The 18950-nt window shown below is 32.3% G+C and carries 16 protein-coding genes; 5 read left to right on the top strand and 11 right to left on the bottom strand.

The annotated features are described in order from the left end of the window. Nucleotides 1-21 precede the first annotated feature (21 nt). From TD29_RS06685 to TD29_RS06665, 5 genes are all read right to left on the bottom strand, one after another. Entirely contained in the window at nt 22-1026 is a 1005-nt protein-coding gene (locus TD29_RS06685; protein WP_040279718.1) for a vWA domain-containing protein, read from the bottom strand. Continuing rightward, the gene (locus tag TD29_RS06680; RefSeq protein WP_394331533.1) at nt 1026-2636 is read right to left on the bottom strand and encodes a BatD family protein; all 1611 of its coding nucleotides are present in this window, start codon (nt 2634-2636) and stop codon (nt 1026-1028) included. Before TD29_RS06680 ends, TD29_RS06685 begins: the two co-directional genes overlap by 1 nt. A gap of 137 nt (nt 2637-2773) precedes the next feature. Then, nucleotides 2774-3640: a DUF58 domain-containing protein gene (locus TD29_RS06675; RefSeq protein ID WP_040279717.1), complete on the bottom strand. Its 867-nt coding sequence runs from the start codon at nt 3638-3640 to the stop codon at nt 2774-2776. Nucleotides 3641-3757: 117 nt separating this feature from the next. Continuing rightward, nucleotides 3758-4759, bottom strand: coding sequence for an AAA family ATPase (locus TD29_RS06670; protein WP_040279716.1), 1002 nt, complete (start codon nt 4757-4759; stop codon nt 3758-3760). Between the two features lie 165 nt (nt 4760-4924). Beyond that, nucleotides 4925-5497 (bottom strand): DUF4382 domain-containing protein, encoded by a 573-nt coding sequence (locus tag TD29_RS06665; RefSeq protein ID WP_040279715.1) that lies wholly within the window; start codon nt 5495-5497, stop codon nt 4925-4927. A 104-nt stretch (nt 5498-5601) separates the two neighbouring features. On the opposite strand from TD29_RS06665, the gene TD29_RS06660 reads away from it, so the two are divergent. The 4 genes from TD29_RS06660 to TD29_RS06645 are packed head-to-tail and all read left to right on the top strand — an operon-like array spanning nt 5602 to nt 9244. Further along, on the top strand, nt 5602-6465 hold the full coding sequence (locus TD29_RS06660; protein WP_040279714.1) for an aldo/keto reductase: 864 nt from the start codon (nt 5602-5604) through the stop codon (nt 6463-6465). 48 nt (nt 6466-6513) lie between these two features. After that, the gene (locus TD29_RS06655) at nt 6514-7266 is read left to right on the top strand and encodes an SDR family NAD(P)-dependent oxidoreductase (protein WP_040279713.1); all 753 of its coding nucleotides are present in this window, start codon (nt 6514-6516) and stop codon (nt 7264-7266) included. Between the two features lie 35 nt (nt 7267-7301). Beyond that, nucleotides 7302-8051: a phosphodiester glycosidase family protein gene (locus TD29_RS06650; protein ID WP_084203408.1), complete on the top strand. Its 750-nt coding sequence runs from the start codon at nt 7302-7304 to the stop codon at nt 8049-8051. Between the two features lie 59 nt (nt 8052-8110). Next, entirely contained in the window at nt 8111-9244 is a 1134-nt protein-coding gene (locus tag TD29_RS06645) for an ATP-binding protein (RefSeq protein ID WP_040279712.1), read from the top strand. A gap of 421 nt (nt 9245-9665) precedes the next feature. Here the strand turns inward: TD29_RS06645 and TD29_RS06640 are convergent, their stop codons facing one another. From TD29_RS06640 to TD29_RS06620, 5 genes are all read right to left on the bottom strand, one after another. Then, nucleotides 9666-10856, bottom strand: a complete 1191-nt coding sequence (locus tag TD29_RS06640; RefSeq protein ID WP_040279711.1) for a DUF1501 domain-containing protein — start codon at nt 10854-10856, stop codon at nt 9666-9668. A gap of 2 nt (nt 10857-10858) precedes the next feature. Continuing rightward, nucleotides 10859-12226 carry a DUF1800 domain-containing protein gene (locus TD29_RS06635; protein WP_040279710.1) on the bottom strand — a complete coding sequence of 456 codons (1368 nt, stop codon included), beginning with the start codon at nt 12224-12226 and terminating at the stop codon, nt 10859-10861. A gap of 298 nt (nt 12227-12524) precedes the next feature. Then, nucleotides 12525-12905 (bottom strand): hypothetical protein, encoded by a 381-nt coding sequence (locus TD29_RS06630; RefSeq protein ID WP_040279709.1) that lies wholly within the window; start codon nt 12903-12905, stop codon nt 12525-12527. A gap of 72 nt (nt 12906-12977) precedes the next feature. Continuing rightward, nucleotides 12978-14426 carry a DUF5689 domain-containing protein gene (locus TD29_RS06625; RefSeq protein WP_152611478.1) on the bottom strand — a complete coding sequence of 483 codons (1449 nt, stop codon included), beginning with the start codon at nt 14424-14426 and terminating at the stop codon, nt 12978-12980. A 13-nt stretch (nt 14427-14439) separates the two neighbouring features. After that, nucleotides 14440-17220 (bottom strand): carboxypeptidase regulatory-like domain-containing protein, encoded by a 2781-nt coding sequence (locus TD29_RS06620; protein WP_040279708.1) that lies wholly within the window; start codon nt 17218-17220, stop codon nt 14440-14442. 139 nt (nt 17221-17359) lie between these two features. Between TD29_RS06620 and TD29_RS06615 the strand changes: the two genes are divergently transcribed. Beyond that, on the top strand, nt 17360-18430 hold the full coding sequence (locus TD29_RS06615; protein WP_040279707.1) for an endonuclease/exonuclease/phosphatase family protein: 1071 nt from the start codon (nt 17360-17362) through the stop codon (nt 18428-18430). A 69-nt stretch (nt 18431-18499) separates the two neighbouring features. Here the strand turns inward: TD29_RS06615 and TD29_RS06610 are convergent, their stop codons facing one another. Continuing rightward, nucleotides 18500-18934 carry a hypothetical protein gene (locus TD29_RS06610; RefSeq protein WP_040279706.1) on the bottom strand — a complete coding sequence of 145 codons (435 nt, stop codon included), beginning with the start codon at nt 18932-18934 and terminating at the stop codon, nt 18500-18502. Nucleotides 18935-18950 lie beyond the last annotated feature (16 nt).

Genomic DNA, 18950 nt, shown 5'->3' with positions numbered 1-18950 from the left:
TTTTTCTAATCTAAATTACAATTACACAAAACTTCTAAACACGGTAAACCTCAGCAATACTTCTAACAACAGAAAGCCTAAAGCAATTAAAATTAACGGACGATATTTTTCATCATACGTTGTGTATTTAATTTCTTCAATTTCGGTTTTTTCGAGTTTATTTATTTCGTCATAAATTTCTTTTAATTTCTTGTTATCGGTTGCTCTAAAATAAGTACCGCCTGTAACATCTGCTATTTCTTTAAGGAGCTCTTCATCAATCTCTACTTTCACTCTTCGGTATTGAAAACTTCCGTTAGGTAAAATAGAATAAGGTGATAATGCCATCCCGTTTGTTCCTAGACCAATCGTATATACTTTGATACCGTACTCTACAGCGAGTTCACTTGCAATTTTAGGATCTATAAACCCAGAATTGTTTACACCATCAGTCAACAAAATAATAATTTTACTAATAGCTTTACTATCTTTTAAACGATTGACAGACGTTGCTAAACCCATCCCAATAGCAGTACCACCTTCTATAACTGTATTGTATTTTATATCTCTAAGCGAACGCAATACAATGCTTTTATCACTCGTAATTGGTGTTTTGGTATAGCTTTCTCCTGCATATTCTACCAAGCCAATGCGATCATTTGGCCTACCTTTTATGAATTCTCCAGCTACGTTTTTTAAGGACTCTAAACGATTTGGCAAGAGATCTTTTGCCAACATACTTGCAGATACATCTATAGCCATGACGATATCAATACCTTTGGTAGTTTTTGTTTTTGTAGTCTCGTCTGACGTTCGTGGTCGTGCTAATGCAACGATCAAAAATGACAAGGCTAGTAATCGTAATACAAACAATAATGGTCGTAATTTTGGCAACCAAGAATTCCCAACTTTAAAGCCTTTTATACTTGACATTTTGAGCTCTGCCGTTTGTTGTTGTCGTTTAAAAAAATACCATACAACTGCTAATGGCAGTAATAAAAACAACCAGAAAAACTCTTTATTTAAAAATTCTATCCCTTCAAACATTATTCTTCCTCTTCTAATTTTTTAAGTTCTACAGAATCTATAATTCGATCAATAGTTTGGTTTGTGTAATCATTTTGGTTGTTCCAAACTAAAACAATTTGTTGCAAGACGTTTTCCGAAGTAAAAGCAAGAATCGCGTATTCACCTTCTCTATACTCTCCTTCTTCACCTGTTGGAAATTGTGCTGTTCCAAATGCTTTTAAACCTTCTGCAGCGTTTGGTGTGATAAACTGCTCTCGTTTTACAATGAGATTTTTTGCACCATTGTTTTCATAAACCTTTAGATTACCTTCTATAGCAAGGTTTAAATCAATGGTATTAGGCTCACCTTCTGCATTAGTACCAAGGTTATTATATTTGGAAGTACTTACCAGAATATTCATATCTGAATCTAAATCTCCATAAGAAAACATGGTCATTTTAACTTGTTGCGCACTATCAACTTCTTTCATGGTAACACGCTCTAATACTACAGGTGTAGAGATCATAATTGGTGGCACACCATAATCACTACGTACCCATTTACCTTCTAATAATTCTTTATTTTCTTCACCTATAATAGTGTCAACTACATATTTAAAACCGTATTTTACGCCAAAGCCTACAAATGTTGCAATCACAATTAATAGACTTGCAGCAACGGTAAGCCAAATTTTACGACGTTTTTGTTTTCGTTCTAGCTCATCTCTATATTGCTCGTTAAGGAGTTTCTCTTCTTCGGTTGGTTCTGGTAATGCCTCTTTAACTTGATCAATTTCTACATCAATCGTGTTTCTGTCTAGTTTAGCCAGCTCGATGTTTGGTGCTGATTTTGCGAATTTCACCAAATCGGCACGTTTCAGTATTGTTTCAATATTTTTAATATCATCATTACTCAACTCAATTTGGTTGCCGTCTTTAAGTATGTTGAGACGATCTACCAATTCATCGGTTGTACTTTCTAATGCACGATCATAGACTTTTTCATCAAGGTATTTTCTAATAATGAACGTCAACTCAGAGTAATAATCTTTTAATTCGGATTTCTGAAGGTAATCACTCTCATCTAATTTTTTTAAAGCTAATTTAGCTCTATCATAAGGCGGCAATTGTGCTATTTTTTCTTCTTCGGAAAGTGGCTTTTTACGCCAAATCAACCAATACAATACAAATCCAATTACTGCTAAAGCCAAAAATCCAATCAAAGTATACAACCACCATTTACTCGTAGCTTTATCAACCTGAATCATGGGTTTGATATCAAAAAGTTTCTGTTTTGTGGTATCTACAGGAATCGTTTGCACCTCAACTCGCAATGAATCTGTAAAAAAGGTTTGATCACCTATAATTATTTTTTGCTTCGGTATTGTATACGAACCAGAATCAAACTGTGTAAGTGCATATTTTTTTATAAACTGAAATTTGCTGCTAGTTTTAGTCGTATCAACCTTGTACGACTCAATCATCTCTAAAGGTGCAAACGTTTGACCCTCTGGAAACATCACTAAATCGGTAGTATCTGCCTCAACATTTACTTTAAAAGTAATTTGCTCGCCAATTCTAATTTTTGTGGTATCTATTGATGACGTCACTTGACTATAAGAAAATAGTGAACACAGGCAAAATAACATAGGCAAAAGCACTGAAAACCGAAAACCAAAGCTTCCAATACCACCACTTTTAAGATACACTACATTTGTTTTAACCTTCATATTTAATTTTAGTTGCACTTCCAACATTTTACTTTTTACTAAACTCCACACTAAAATCATCGTCTTTTAAAATAACCTAGCAGCTTTTTTACATAACTCTCATCAACGCGGCAATCAATAGTACCAGAACCTGATTTTGTAAAGGTCTCTTTAAAAAATCCAACTTTTTCGGTGTAATATTTACTATAATTTGTTCTCACCTGTTTAGATGCTGTATTCACTAGTACCAATTCACCAGACTCTTCATCTTGCATTTGAACCATCCCTAGATTTGGAATTTCTTCTTCACCTTTATCGTACACACGAATTCCTGTAATATCATGACGACCAGCTGCAATTTTCAAATTCTGTTTATAATCATCATCTGTTATAAAATCACTTAGCATAAAAACAATGGCTTTCTTTTTCATCACATTGGATAAAAATTTTAATGCTTCGGAAATGTCTGTGAGTTTACTTTTTGGCTTAAATTCAATAAGTTCTCTAATAATACGAAGTACATGAGATCTTCCTTTTTTTGGCGGAATATATAATTCTATAGCATCTGAAAATAGAATCAACCCAATTTTATCATTGTTTTGCGTTGCCGAAAATGCTAATGTTGCAGCAATTTCGGTTACAATTTCATTTTTAAACTGTTCATCTGTACCAAACAGCTCAGATCCCGAAATATCAACCATGAGCATCATTGTTAACTCGCGCTCCTCTTCAAAAACTTTAATGTAAGGTTCGTTGTAACGTGCAGTAACATTCCAATCTATGTTACGAACATCATCACCAAACTGGTACTGTCTTACTTCAGAAAAAGTCATACCACGACCTTTGAACGTCGAATGATATTCGCCTCCAAATATATGATCAGACAACCGTCGTGTCTTAATCTCAATTTTTCGTACTTTTTTTAAGAGCTCTTTAGTATCCATTTGTAATGTGCAGTTTGCATTCTTGGGTAAGCAGTTTATAGATTCTATTTAGTAATAGTAATTAGTTTCACATTTGGGTAAACACTACATACTAACCACTAAACATCGCCTACTCATTTATGGTACTTCGATTTCGTTTACAATCTTATTAATAATATCTTCAGAGGTTACATTCTCAGCTTCAGCTTCGTAAGTAATTCCAATTCTATGACGTAACACATCATGAACTACGGCACGAACATCCTCAGGAATCACATAACCACGACGCTTAATAAAGGCGTAACATTTAGCAGCTGTTGCTAAGTTGATACTTCCACGAGGTGATGCTCCAAAAGAGATTAATGGTTTTAAATCTGCTAACCTATATTGGTCTGGATAACGTGTTGCAAAAATAATATCAAGAATATATTTTTCAATTTTCTCATCCATATACACCTCTCTCACAACCTCTTGTGCTCTTAATATTTGAGCTACAGATACTACAGGACTTACTTTCTCCCAAGACCCTTTGAGATTTGCTCTCATAATAAGTTGCTCTTCAGCTTGTTTTGGATAATCAATAACCGTTTTTAACATAAAACGGTCAATCTGTGCTTCTGGTAAAGGATAAGTTCCTTCTTGTTCTACTGGGTTTTGAGTTGCCATTACTAAAAATGGCTTATCTAAAGTGTAGGTTTCATCACCAATAGTAACCTGTTTTTCTTGCATGGCTTCTAATAAAGCCGACTGCACTTTAGCTGGAGCTCTGTTAATCTCATCAGCCAATACAAAGTTTGCGAAGATTGGTCCTTTTTTAATAGAGAAATCATTAATCTTCATATTATAGATTAAGGTACCAACAACATCGGCAGGTAATAAATCTGGAGTAAACTGAATTCTACTAAAACTTCCATCTACAGCCTGAGATAATGTATTAATAGCTAAGGTTTTTGCTAACCCAGGAACACCTTCTAATAAAATATGTCCTCGACCAAGAAGACCAATAAGCAATCGTTCTACCATGTGCTTTTGACCAACGATGACTTTGTTCATTTCCATCATTAATAAATCAACAAAAGCACTTTCTTTTTCTATTTTCTCATTAATGCTTTTAATGTCAATTGTACCTGTTTCTTCCATTATCTATATGTTTTTAACGCTCAGATTAAATCGTTTCTAATTAGTAGTGCAAATTGTTAAAATTTTTGATGAGTTGCTGTTAACATTTGGTTAAAAGTTAAAGGCAACACGATATGTGTTGCCTTTAACTTTTATTTTGAGATCATTACTATAAAAAATCTAAGTCTAATATAGATTAAATAGTCTCATTTCTGTAGACATTTTTGGATTTAAATTAGCATTACTCCCAGAAGACATCTCAATAGAATTATCAGTATCAAATACTAATACAAAATCATAGACCTTATTAGATATTAATTGTTTTCCAACAATGTTTACTGATGCGTTGTCATACTCTGGAGCTATATCTAAAACATATTCTTGACCATTACCTACCACAGAATTACGGTCTCCAAAAACTAATTTGATGTTATAAATAAATTCTGTTGGTATTTCTTCAAAATCAACTAAAGTAACCACAGTATTATCTGTGATTTTTGTTAAATCATGAATTCCTGTATTTACTGTATTTAAACTTACCCAAGCATTTGGGTCTGACTCATCTTCTAACACACGAAGTTGTACATCTAAGACTTCTAAATTTGCTTTGCTATAAACACTTGGAGTTCCTTGTAATTTTACAGTGATTAAACTACTATTTTCAAACGTTTCTGTTTCTAATTCGTTAGAACAACTCGTTATTAAAAACAAAGTTAATAAGCCAATTACGAGGATTTTAAAAGTACGTTTGATATTCATGATATGGGTCAATTAATTAATATGCATCAATGATATTCAATTCTTCTAGATTTGACTATTTTTATACATGAATTGCAAAAAAACCATTATAAACTGAAAAAAAAGTGAGATATTCTCGATTAATTGCAGGTACGATGACTTGGGGAATTTGGGGTAAAAACCTCAATACCAACCAAATTATAACCCTAATGCAGCATTGCATAGAACAACAAGTAACCTCATTTGACCATGCCGATATTTATGGTAATTATAGTACCGAAGCTAATTTTGGAAACGCTTTAGCACAAAGTGGCATTTCAAGAAATACCATACAACTCATTAGTAAATGTGGTATTCAATTGATAAATGAAGACAGAAATACTACTGTAAAACATTATAATTATGATACCAACTATATTATTAAATCTGCTGAAGACTCCCTAAAACACTTAAAAACTGATTATTTAGATTTATTTTTACTGCATAGACCTAGTCCGTTAATGCAGCCAGACGAGATTGCAGAGGCTATTTCAAACTTAAAAAAAAGAGGACTAATACGACATTTTGGTGTGTCTAACTTTTCATCGTCTCAGGTAGATTTGATAGCATCGTCTGTTCCTGTGACAGTCAATCAAATTGAGTTGTCTCTATCACAACAAACAGCAATGCATAATGGCGCTTTAGATTATATGATGACTCATAACATTACACCAATGGCTTGGTCTCCCTTAGGCAATATATTTAGAGAAGATACTGAGCAAACAAGACGTGTTCATAACCAATTGGGTGATTTACTAGATAAATATAATGCTACCAAAGACCAATTACTTTTAGCTTGGATTTTAAAACATCCCTCACAAATTCATCCAGTGATTGGCACCACAACAAAACAACGCATTGCTGATGCTGCAAAAGCAGTTGACATAAATCTAGAATTACAAGATTGGTTTAAAATACTAGAAGCTAATCAAGGCTACGAGGTGGCTTAAATTAATAAAGAACTAAACATTTCCAATTTCCGAAGACATAAAATAACTATGAAAAAAACAGCGTTAATAACAGGAGCAACAAGTGGAATTGGTAGAGCAACAGCTCACGAATTTGCAAAACATGGCATTAATTTAATTCTTTGTGGAAGACGTCAAGAACGATTAGACACAATTAAAAATGCATTGAGCAAACAAACCAATGTACACACGCTCAATTTTGATGTTAGAGATAGAAAAGCAACCTTTGAAGCCATAAAATACCTTCCTGAAAAGTACCAAAATATTGATATTTTAATTAATAACGCTGGAAATGCACATGGATTAGATCCTATTCAAACTGGTAATTTAGACGATTGGGATGCCATGATGGATATCAATGTAAAGGGATTACTATATGTGAGTAAAGCCATTATCCCACAAATGACAGCAAGAAAAAGTGGTCATATTATTAATATTGGTTCTTCTGCAGGAAAAGAAGTTTACCCAAAAGGAAACGTGTACTGCGGAAGCAAACATGCCGTAGTTGCCATTACAGAAGGTATGAGAATTGATTTAAATCCCTTCGGAATAAAAGTAACTGCAATCAATCCTGGTCTTGTAGAAACCGAATTTTCACAAGTAAGATTCAAAGGTGATGCAATTGCCAACAATGTTTATAAAGGCTACAAAGCCTTACAGCCAGAGGATATTGCCGAAATGATTCAGTTTGCCATTTCGAGACCTGCTCATGTGAATATTGCAGATGTACTGATGTTTTGTACTGCACAAGCCAGCTCTACAATTGTAAATAAAGAATCATGATAAATTTGAATCTCAGGCTCGTCAAAATATTCAAAATGAAATCAACACTTTATAATATAAAACGATGCTATGCTTATGCGTTTTATCTTTACCTATTGATGATGTCTTGCACCTCATCTGCTCAAAAAATTGAAGATGAACGTTTTGTGCTTCATACTGTAAATTTAAAAACCCAACAATTAAAGTTTTATCATCAAGATAAGGATGGTAATACCTACGGAAATTTTAAAACACTAAGACATCAACTTTTAGACAAAGATCAAGAACTTGTATTTGCCATGAATGGCGGCATGTATCTTAAAGACGGTTCTCCTCAAGGCCTATTTATTGAAAATGGAATTACAAAAAAAGAAATTGACACCACAATAGAAGCGTATGGCAACTTTTATTTACAACCCAACGGTATATTTTATATAACTAACGATAATTATGGGATGGTTTGCAAAACCACAGATTATAAGCCTAATTCAAATATCACTTATGCAACGCAATCTGGACCAATGCTTGTAATTGATGGTGAAATTCATCCGGTTTTTGTAAAAGGCTCTAAAAATGTACATATAAGAAACGGTGTAGGCATTTTACCAAATGGCACATTACTATTTGCAATGTCAAAAGATATCATCACACTTTATGATTTTGCAGAGTTTTTTAAAAGTCAAGGTTGCCAAAATGCCTTATATTTAGATGGATATGTTTCTAGAACTTACCTTCCGAAGAAAAATTGGGAGCAATTAGATGGAAATTTTGGAGTTATTATAGGAGAAACTAAACGGTTAAATTAAATAAATTTTCGCTTTCGCGAGAATGGAACATGAGATTCCCGTTTTCACGAAACATACACATGATTAATAAACGATTACTTATCAAAAACCTACTAGCTCATAATGATGAGAATAGTTTTTATGATAAAAAACGAAAGGTCGATATTTCTCATAAAGAAGGAAAAGCAAAGTTTTTAAAACATGTGTGTGCGCTGTCTAACAGCAACCCTAAAAACAACTCTTATATTGTTATAGGAGTTGAAGATAAAGACAATACAATCATTGGAGTTAACTTTTTTGATGATAGTAAAATTCAAAACCTCATCAATGCCTATTTAAACAATCCTCCAATTGTACAGTATGAGAATATTCCTTTTCCGCATTTACCAGATGATAAAGTGGTAGGTCTAGTAACCATTAGACCTATTAATAAGTTAACTTCTTTAAGAAAAAATATCTGGAAATATTATGGAGGCTCTGTTTTTTTAAGAGATGGAAGTATAAGTATGCCCAAGGTTTTTGATATTACAATTACTGATGTCAATTCTAAAATTGTTGAGGCTATAGAATCTCATTCACAAAACAACATAGAACACACGCTTGATGGTGTCTTTGACTTTATGAATATGCGAAAAGATTACAATCCGCAATATAAAGTGTTTAAAGAGTATTTTGTATTATGCTGGTCTGGACAAAAGAAAACTGTAAAAAACGAAGTCTATTTTTCTAGAGTAGATATCGAATTAGTGAATGAGCAGGTACGCTTATTCTTCTCTACATTTGATGAAGTTTCTATATCGTATAATGAGGATACTTTTAAAATTATAGAATATGTTAATCTAGGACTTCAAAACCAAAATAAGTATTACCAATTAGAAGAAACGATTATTCATTTTGAAGATAATGCACATTATAATATTGAAACCAAATTATTATTTATACCACCTCAATTTGATAAAAAGATTTTACATCATATTTACAATACAAACAATGCGATACTAGAAAAACTAAAAAAAGGGTTAACTCTTAACAACAATGAAATTATAGATTTGAAAAATTTACCTGCTACATATTTAATATGCTATCTCAATTTATTTCATGATGCCATAGATAAATTAAATGAAGCCAAGCCTTATTTAAAATCTCATAACAATCAGATTTACAAATCATACCAAGAAGCATCTCGAATTTTAAGAAAAATAAAGTACAGTTAAGCGAAAGAATTTACAATAATTACCGTTCATACCTTTTTTTATGCTATTTGTAGTAATTATGCGATGACTATTGTAATTTTTACGACATTCGTCTTGCTATTAATCAATTACATACAACCTTATTTCTACATCGATTTATCGATAACGAAATAAGGTTTTTGTTTTTTTAAAGCCACGATAAGCAGCGTCAAATCAGCACTTTTTAAAATTAGTTATAGCAAACAATTTTTATAGTTTTAGGCTTAAACAACTCAGTTTCAGAGTTAAATCTACCATTCATACAGTTTTTTTTACCACTTATAGTTTTTTTTAAAAAGTAGAGGATATTTTTACGAAATTCGTCTCGCTATTAATCAATTACAAATTACCTTATTTCTATCACCACGTTGTGTATGAAGTAAGGTTTTTTTTTGAATATCATTTAAATAAAGTTCAATTTAGTAAACGATTTGTTTAGTATTTGCTCATCATCAACAGCTAACCATTGAGATAAAATAGTAGCATATATTGATCTAAAGTCTACCGTATATTTTAAATCTCCATTATCGTCTAAATCTGACAAACTTGCTAAATCATTATAAAATCCTTGTTTTTTTAATTGATTACCAATTATAAATACATTACTGGCAGAGCCATGGTCTGTACCATTAGCTGCATTTTGTTTTACTCGCCTACCAAACTCAGAGAATGTCACGATTAGGGTATCATTAAAAGTGCCTTGCGATTTTAAATCATTTACAAAAGCGCTTACACCTTCGGCATATATTTTAAGTAAGCGACCTTGCCTATTTAGTTGTCCTGCATGTGTATCAAAACCGCCAAGTGATGAATAAAACACTCTAGTCTCTAAACCCGAATTTATCAATTTAGCGGTTGTTTTTAATTGATTAGAAAACTCATTACTAGGATATTCTTGATTACTATTTACTGTGTTATGTTTTTCAAAAATATGCTTAGCAGATGACTCTGCAGCAATCATGGTTTTATACAAATAGCCTAAATTATGCTCACTTAAATGCTCGTCCTGATAATGTTTAAGTACATTTTTGAAGTAAGGATCTTGAGAGGTTCTAAATAAAATTTCAGGATTTTTTGTTGCAATACCGTTAATGCGCTTTCCTTTTAAAGCTAAAGATAGGCTATCATCTGTTTCAATAGCGTTGTAAGGCTCATTTCCGTAGAGATCTAAAAAACGTCCAATCCAACCTTCTTGTAAATATTGATTGGAGTCACTGGCAGTTTGCCAAATATCTGTAGCTCTAAAATGCGAACGGTTTGGATTTGGGTACCCAACATTATTGATAACCGTTAGTTGACCATCGTCATAGAGTTTTTTAAGCGGCAGTAAATTAGCATGAAATCCTAAATCATGTGTTGCTTTAAGTACATCGTTTTTAGAAATTGCGATGTTAGGTCGACTATTATAATAGGCATCATTATTAAATGGAATGATCGTATTTAACCCATCATTTCCTCCCGAAAGCTGGATCATTACTAACCGCTTATAACCCAAGTTTACAGGTGAGATATTCTCAAATGCCTTCACAAAACTAGGCACAAAAACCAAACTGCTAGCTAGTGTAGATTGCTTTAAAAAGTGTCTTCTGTTCATAATTAACACATTTGATATTCTGGTAAAGACATCAACTGGATGCAATACTCTCGTTTTGATGATTGACTGAGTGTTTCTAAATAGGTTTGTGTGCCATCACTTAATTGTGTGATAATTAGTTGCGTTTCTAAATCTTTAATTGTTGCGTTTTTAAATTGTTTTTCAAAAGCCTCCCAATTGGCCGATACATCAATTAATTTTTTTCGGTTGCCTTTAGCATAAAACTCTTCGTAGGTATCTTCAAATTCGCCTTTTGGTTTAACCGAAATTTGAGCATTGCCTAATATTATAGATGGTAATTTTAACCGTAACATAATCGTGTTACTATCAATCCAGTTTTTACCACCTTTCCAACCTGCAACATTTGGAGGATTCAATAACGTTTGCCCAAGTAATAATTGCAACGTAAAAAGATCTTGCTGCTTTTTAAAAGTCATTGGTACTATATGGTGAATCCCGACGAGTAATTCTATTGGAGATTTTATTTTTGCACCTATGTTTTCATCAAAATAAAACCAATTTGACTTAAAAATATATCTCATCAACCGTTCTATATCGTAGTCTTTATAAAAACGCTTTGTCAAATCTTCAATACGTTCATTATTTACAGTATCATTAACAAAATACTTATAAATTTTTGTACAAATAAAGCGAGCACATTGTTTTTGCTTGAGTAAAATATTTATAATATCATCACCATTAAAGTTACCTGTTTGCCCTAAAAAAGTCTTAGTACCTTCATCATGTTGAAATTTTCGTAGTTTAAAATTTCCGTTGAAATCATTGTTGTAACCGGTAAAAGCACGTGCACTTTCTTTGATATCGGTTTCGGTATAATTACCAACGCCTAACATAAATAATTCCATGAGCTCGCGTGCAAAATTCTCATTGGGTCGCAATTTTCTATTTTGCTTATTATTGAGATACTTTATCATGGCTGCTTCTTTAGAAACTGCTTTAACAAACGCTCCAAAGTTGCCCAAAGCATTTGCTCTTAAAGTATTATTATACTGCTGAACAAATAAAATATTATCATCTCTACACACAAAATGGTTAGCCCAAAACAAGGTCATTTTCTCACGAAGCAACTCTTGAGGCGATGTTAAACGCTCAAACCATTTACTATTATATGTTTTTATTTTTTGCCTACTTTTTTCCCGTAGTTTTTGAGCCGTTTTTCTATCTAAATCTTTAAGCTTTATGTTTTTAAATTCGGAAACATCAACTTTTAAGGGTTTTATTGATTTTGATTCATCAAACAGATAATCAACAACTTGAGTCCTACTTAAATTAGCAGCATTTAAAATTTGATCTTGCTTTGCTCCAAAACCAACTCTAGCATATAAATGAAGAAAATGCGTTGTATTCATACTACATTAGACTATACAATTAGACAAAAGTTTAAACTATCTATAGATATAACGTTAAAAAGCAATATTATTTATAAAATGTGCTATATATATTTAAAAAGCCTCAAATCGTGTGACTTGAGGCTTTTTTTTATTTCAATATTAAACGTTTCACATAACCTTGATCGCATGGTTTTTACTTCGGAAAATGGAAATACTAGTGCTTACGTTAATTCCATTTACATACTGTAAAACTATAAAGTTTGCTCATAATTTAAGCACTATAAACATATCGTTACTCTTAAACTTAAAAGATGTACTAAATTACGCTGAGCATTATGAGAGGTAAAACGACACTAACAATTAGTAAAAACCATAATAAATTAATGTTGTAATGCTCTTTTGTTTTTTTACTGTTAAGTTTAGCTTTTAATACTGTACGTTTCTTCCCACTATATTGCATCCAATTTCTAAACATAATTACAATGCATAATAGAACAAATAGCACCCAAGCACTTTCCGAAGAAAAACTAATAGAGTTCATTTCATTCAAAAAAGCCGTAACAAAAATACCTGATAACAATAGTAAACCACATTGTAATGTAGTAATGTAATATAGAGCTATAGTATTTGCTTTTTTCTTTTTTGAAGGTTTATAATGCTCAAAAACATTAAAAAAAAGTGTATCAAAAATTGTCATTATATATGAAGGGTTTAAAAAAAACCTGCTAATGTGAATTAGCAGGTTTTTTGTATGAGTATGATAACCTCTTTATTGAGGCGAAAATATTTTAACATTAGCTAAATCTCTTGTTGAAGAAATCGCAGCATTATCACTATCGTATACTAAAGCAATTACACCATTACCTGTAGCTGCAGAAATATCAATAAAATTTGTTGCATCGTAATTGTTATCAAAAAAACCATTATTGATAGGCAAAGCTTCTATTTCGGCAGCACCAACTTCAGTCCAGTTTGCTGTTGAAGGGTCACTTCCTGCTACATAATCGTTAGAGTAGTAAGCTTTTAAAGGCTCTTCTCCTGCATCACTAAAGGCATCAGCAATTTCTAATACTAATTGTTGATCAGATTGAGCATCAAAATCAAAAGATGGTGAAATTAACCAACTAACCATTTCTTCTGCTGCCGAACCATTATATGCCGAACCTCTAATATAAGATACTCCTCCAAAAGATGCTGCATACCATTCTCTAGTTCCAGCAGTGTTTATTACACTCCATCCATTCAATCCACCATCAAAATCTTCTTCGAAGATAATTTCATAGTCGCTAATATCTATCAACTCACAACGAGCTTCAGTAAAGTTAACATCATCAGGAGAATTTAATGCTAAGATTAAACTAGATCCATCAAAAGTTTTATTTACAACTGCTGTAATTGTTCCATTACCCAAAGGCAAAGGATCATTTTTAAAGTTTGCAAAACTACTAGTCTCTAAGTTAAACGTTGTATATGATGTCCCTTCACAAGTTTGAAGCCTTCTTTGAGTATCAAAAGATTGAATAGGATCAAAATAAGCTTCTCCTGCTAAATCGTCAGCAAATTCAGCATTCATGATGCTCACTAATAAACCAACAGAATTTCCATTTAATTGAGAGAAAGTAGTTACTAATGGCTCCATAACTTCTGTATTTGGAGATCTTAACACTTGTCTTGCTTTTTGAATTTCATTTAGTCTTACAACAGTAGTACCAAATGAATCTGTTTCAGAGTCACCACCAATTGTTACCACACCATCTTCAATTCTTTGCTCACCAACATAAAGCCCTTTTAAGTTGACATACACCTCTCTACCTAAGTTAAATTGATTGTAAGTATCTACTTGATCAATTGCTATTTTAATAGCACCTGTAGGATTAGAAGGACTGTCTTGAATATAAAACTCTTTAAAGAAGTTTCCAGTTTGGTCAGATGACGATACATATCCTTTTACATAGATATCTTCTTCAATAAGTACTGCTGCATTATCAGCTGGATCAAATTCAACTAAATACATATCTTTTACTTGAGCGATTGTAACCTCAATTGCGTCTCCTGATAATAAATTGTTTAAAAGTGCATTTTCTTCATCTCCTAAACTACTAGGCACTGTATAATCATCATCTTGTACACACGATGTCACAGCAAAACTCATTGCTATAATCGTGAACAGTGTAAAAATTTTATTCGTTTTCATAAGTGTTAATATTATTTTTTTCATAATTATTTTTTTTTTAAAATCTAAAATACACATTTACAAAGTAATTTGTACCACGTCCATACCAATATTTAGGTCCAAACACACGTTTAGGATTGGTACTATCATCTCTTAATTCTCTGTAATTGGCATTTCTACCTTGCTCAAAACCACCAGTTTTGTATTGTTTGTCTAATAAGTTTCCAACACTTGCAAAAAATCCAACATAGTATTCACCTATTTTCCAAGATTTTCCACCTACAAGATTAACAACCATATAATCATCAAATTCTTCTTGTTTTAATAACTCATTAGCGATGTTTTCATCATAATCATTAAATGGTAATCCATCAGCATCTAAGTAGAAGTTCTCTGTTCTCGTTAGTGGATTAATATCTACGTAAGCATTAGAGAAAAAGTTTGCTGTTGCTCCAAACCACCAGTAGTCAGGATCGCGATACTCAAAACCAATTGAAGCGGCACGTTGAGGACCTCCTGCAATTTTATAATCTTTTAAGTTAGCTTCTCCATAAGAAATTGCACCATCTTCTGATGTAAAACTAGCAGACGTTAAGTATAAATCAGGATTATTATCATAAGTATATTGACCTAAAGAAGCTGCTCCTTTTAATTTAATAGTTGGTGTAACTTGCGCTTCAATACCAAATTCTACTCCAATATGCTTTTTATCTATCCCTTGTAACACTTCTTGTACAAATGCCGAAGTGTCATTGTCTTCAATATCAAAACCACTTAAACCATCTGCATAATAAAATCCTACTTCATTAGCATCTGCAATTTTAGAATAGTATCCTGTAAGTTTAGCTTTTACAATTGGAGATCTAAAAATATAACTTGCATCAAAAGAGCTCACTTTTTCTTCAGTAATACCTCTTACTACGCTACTATTCTCTCTTGAGTTAGAATAGGTGTTTCGCAATGAAGGAGCTCTTGTGATATAACCAGCATTAACATCTAATAAATGCTTACCTGTAATTTTATAAGTAAATCCTCCTTTAGCTCCAATCCCTGTAAAAGATAATTCATCTCCTTTACCTAAAGACTGATCACCAGCAAATCTACTGTGTTCCCATAAGCCTTCTCTTTGGTAAGTTGTGTTTGTAACACTTGCAGATACATAAAAATCTACTTTATTATATTTAAATTGACCTTGAGCATAACCAGAAATTACATTTGCAAATAAATTATAGTTATATCTAAATTTATCACCTTCACCTACGATACGGTCAGGATTTTGAGCGTCAAATTGGAAACCGTCAAAAGCATCGACATTTAATGCACCAACATTAGATCCTAGTAAATCAATAATCTCACCAAAATTTTCTGATTTTAATCGTTTATAGTTAACAGAGGCATTTAATAAGATATTCTCATTAATCTCTGAGCTCAAAATTGAATTTATGGTTAATTGTTTATCATCACTTCTGTCTTCATATAAAACATATGCAGCAGGTCTTGCTCCACCATTAGTTGGGTCATTATTTGTAAGGTTTGCATCTAAAATACGTTCCCAATCAAGTTGACCATCGTTTATGAAGTTCTGCTCGGCTATATAAGCTCCAGCATTATCAGGACCATCATCATCGGCTAAAAAATAACTAGGTAAATCTTGGTAATACGCAGGACTAGGGTTTCCACCACCAGAATTATCTATTCGACTATTTCCTAATTTACCAAATTGATAACCAACATTTGTATTTAAAGAAGTTTTACTGCTAATATCCCAATAATGGTTTAACATTAAAATTGGCTCTTCAACTTCTTTAATACGAGAATTTCGTTTCTCACCATCTAAATAACCCCAATATTCGTTGTATTTAATACCTTTTAAATCGTAAACTTCTTGAGTATTAGGAGAAGATTTCCCTCTTCTATTTGGCGCATAAATTGTAGTAAAGTTAATACTATGCTTATCATTTATTTTTTTCTCTACGGAAGCAAAAAATGAATTAGCATCATATAAAGACGCATCTTGAAAACCTTCATTTCCCCAACGTCTTCCTAAAGAAAAGCTATAAGCCCAACCTCCCTCAACTAAACCTGAAGAATAACTAGCCATGACACGATTAGTATAACTTCTATTTGAAGACGAATACGTTACTCGACCTCCTTGTCTATAAGCAGTAGCTCTAGTGTTAATGTTAGAGGTTCCTAAAATACCTCCAAAGTTATACGCTGAAGGTGTTAACCCTGAAGTCAACTCTTGGTTACGCATGACATCATTAAGTCCTCCCCAATTACTCCATTGAGGTCTACCATTATAGATTTTGTTCATTTCAATTCCGTTAATTAAAACAGAACCGTTATCAGAATCTAAACCTCTAACTCTAAAGAAAGAAGAACTAAATTCAAACGCAGCAGTACGTTGAAAAATATCTTGTGAAGATTGCAGTAACCCAGAAATATTATCTGAAGCACTAGTATCATCATTTAATTCATCGTCTGTTAATGAAATTGTAAATAAATCAACAGAGTCAGACACATCAATACTCAATGTCATTCCACTTATATCAACTGTTTTACCTTCGTTGACAACAATTGGATAACGTTTAGTTACATAACCGTCTTTCTCAATTTTTAATACTTGTTCTCCCAATGGGACAATGCCAGGATATTGAAACTCACCTTTAACATCGGTTTTTACAACTTGACCGGTTTCTTCAATTGTAATAGTTACATCAGGAATAGGTTCACCAGTAACACCATCTAGTACACTACCCTTTACAATAGTGTCTTGTCCAAACGATGTAAGCACAGTGAAAATTCCGAATAATAAAATAAAAAAACTTTTCTTCATACCTTATTTTAATGATTAATAGATCTTGCTTAACTAAATTTTAAGATTTAAAAGCTTGCAAATTTACATTATTTATAATAAATACATACTTTTGGCGCAACATTTGCTAATATCATAATGTTAAAATAATATACATACTATGAAACTAATACATTTTCCATTTGCAATTTTTTGTTTTTTAATCACGTTTAGTGGTTTTTCCCAAGAGGAAAAAAAGGAGAAACGCTTTAAAATTCACACAGTTGCCTTTTACAACCTAGAGAATTTATTTGATACTATTAATGACACAACCAAGTTTGATGAAGCTAGTCCAATTATGGAAATGAAAGCTAACAGAGAAGAGGTTTATGTCAAAAAAGTAAAAAATATGGCACGCGTTATTGCAGATATTGGTGCAGATGTGACAGGTAATACTCCAGCCGTTATTGGTGTTTGTGAAGTTGAAAACAGACAAGTATTAGTTGATGTTGTTAATGACCCGCTTCTCCTTGCTAAAGATTACGGTATTATTCATTACGAATCTCCAGATGCTAGAGGTATAGATGTTGCATTATTATATCAAAAATCACTGTTTAAACCAATTAGTCATGGCTCATATGAGGTTAAAATCTACGATAATAAAACGAGAAAACGTAAGCATACTAGAGATCAACTATTAGTAAGTGGTGAGTTAGATGGTGATCTTATTCATGTGATAGTTAATCACTGGCCATCAAGAAGTGGTGGTGAAGCACGTAGTAGACCAAATCGTGTTGCTGCAGCTGGCGTGAGCAAGTACCTTAAAGATTCTTTAATGGTAAAAGATCCTTATGCTAAGATTTTTATTATGGGAGATTTAAATGATGATCCAACAAATGAAAGTGTTAAAGGTGTTTTAAACGCTAAAAATAATAAAGAAGATGTTGAACTAAAGGATATTTATAATCCTTATGAAAACATGTTTACTAAAAAAGGTTTAGGAACTACTGCCTATAGAGATGCTTGGAGTTTATTTGATCAAATCATGTTTACTAAAGAACTAATCAAAAAAGATGACTATTCTTCGTTTAGATTTTATAGAGCAGGTATACACAATAAACAATACTTAACTAACAAAAGAGGTCGCTGGAAAGGTTATCCATTTAGAAGCTTTGCCGATGGTGGTTTTTCAGATGGGTTTAGTGATCACTTTCCAGTATATGTTCACTTAATAAAAGAGGTGGTAGAGTAAAGCTCTCACTTAATGATATAAAAAATGCGCTATTAACTAATAGCGCATTTTTTATTTTTGTAGAATACCTTAAAACCAATTTGACCAAGGAATTCTAGATAATACTAGAAGAAACCCTAACGTATAAAAGATAGCTAACATTTTAAATTTTGGTTTAGATGTCAGTTTCTTTTTATGTTTTGAATAACCAATGGTAATAAACGTAACCGCAAGTATACCTACAAAAGGATGCTCTACAGCTAAAAGTCTAGAAAAAGAATCTAAACCACCCATGCCATTATTAGTTATATTTTTTAACCCAAAAGGAGATGTAAAGTATAATATCAAACCAATTAATAATTGAATGTGCATTACAATTAAGGTAAATAAAGAAATTCTAAAATCTACAGCGTGAAATTCTTTGTTACCAAAAAACTTAATTAGCGCATTAAAAGTGGCTACAACTAGCATAATTACTACTAGGTAAGCCCAATAAGAGTGAATCATCTTAATTACATCGTACATTGTTTATGATTTTAAA

The organism is Psychroserpens damuponensis, assembly GCF_000826655.1.
Taxonomy (GTDB): Bacteria; Bacteroidota; Bacteroidia; order Flavobacteriales; family Flavobacteriaceae; genus Psychroserpens; species Psychroserpens damuponensis.
The sequence above is the reverse complement of the archived record's forward strand: the minus strand, read 5'-3'. Positions and strand labels throughout refer to the sequence as shown.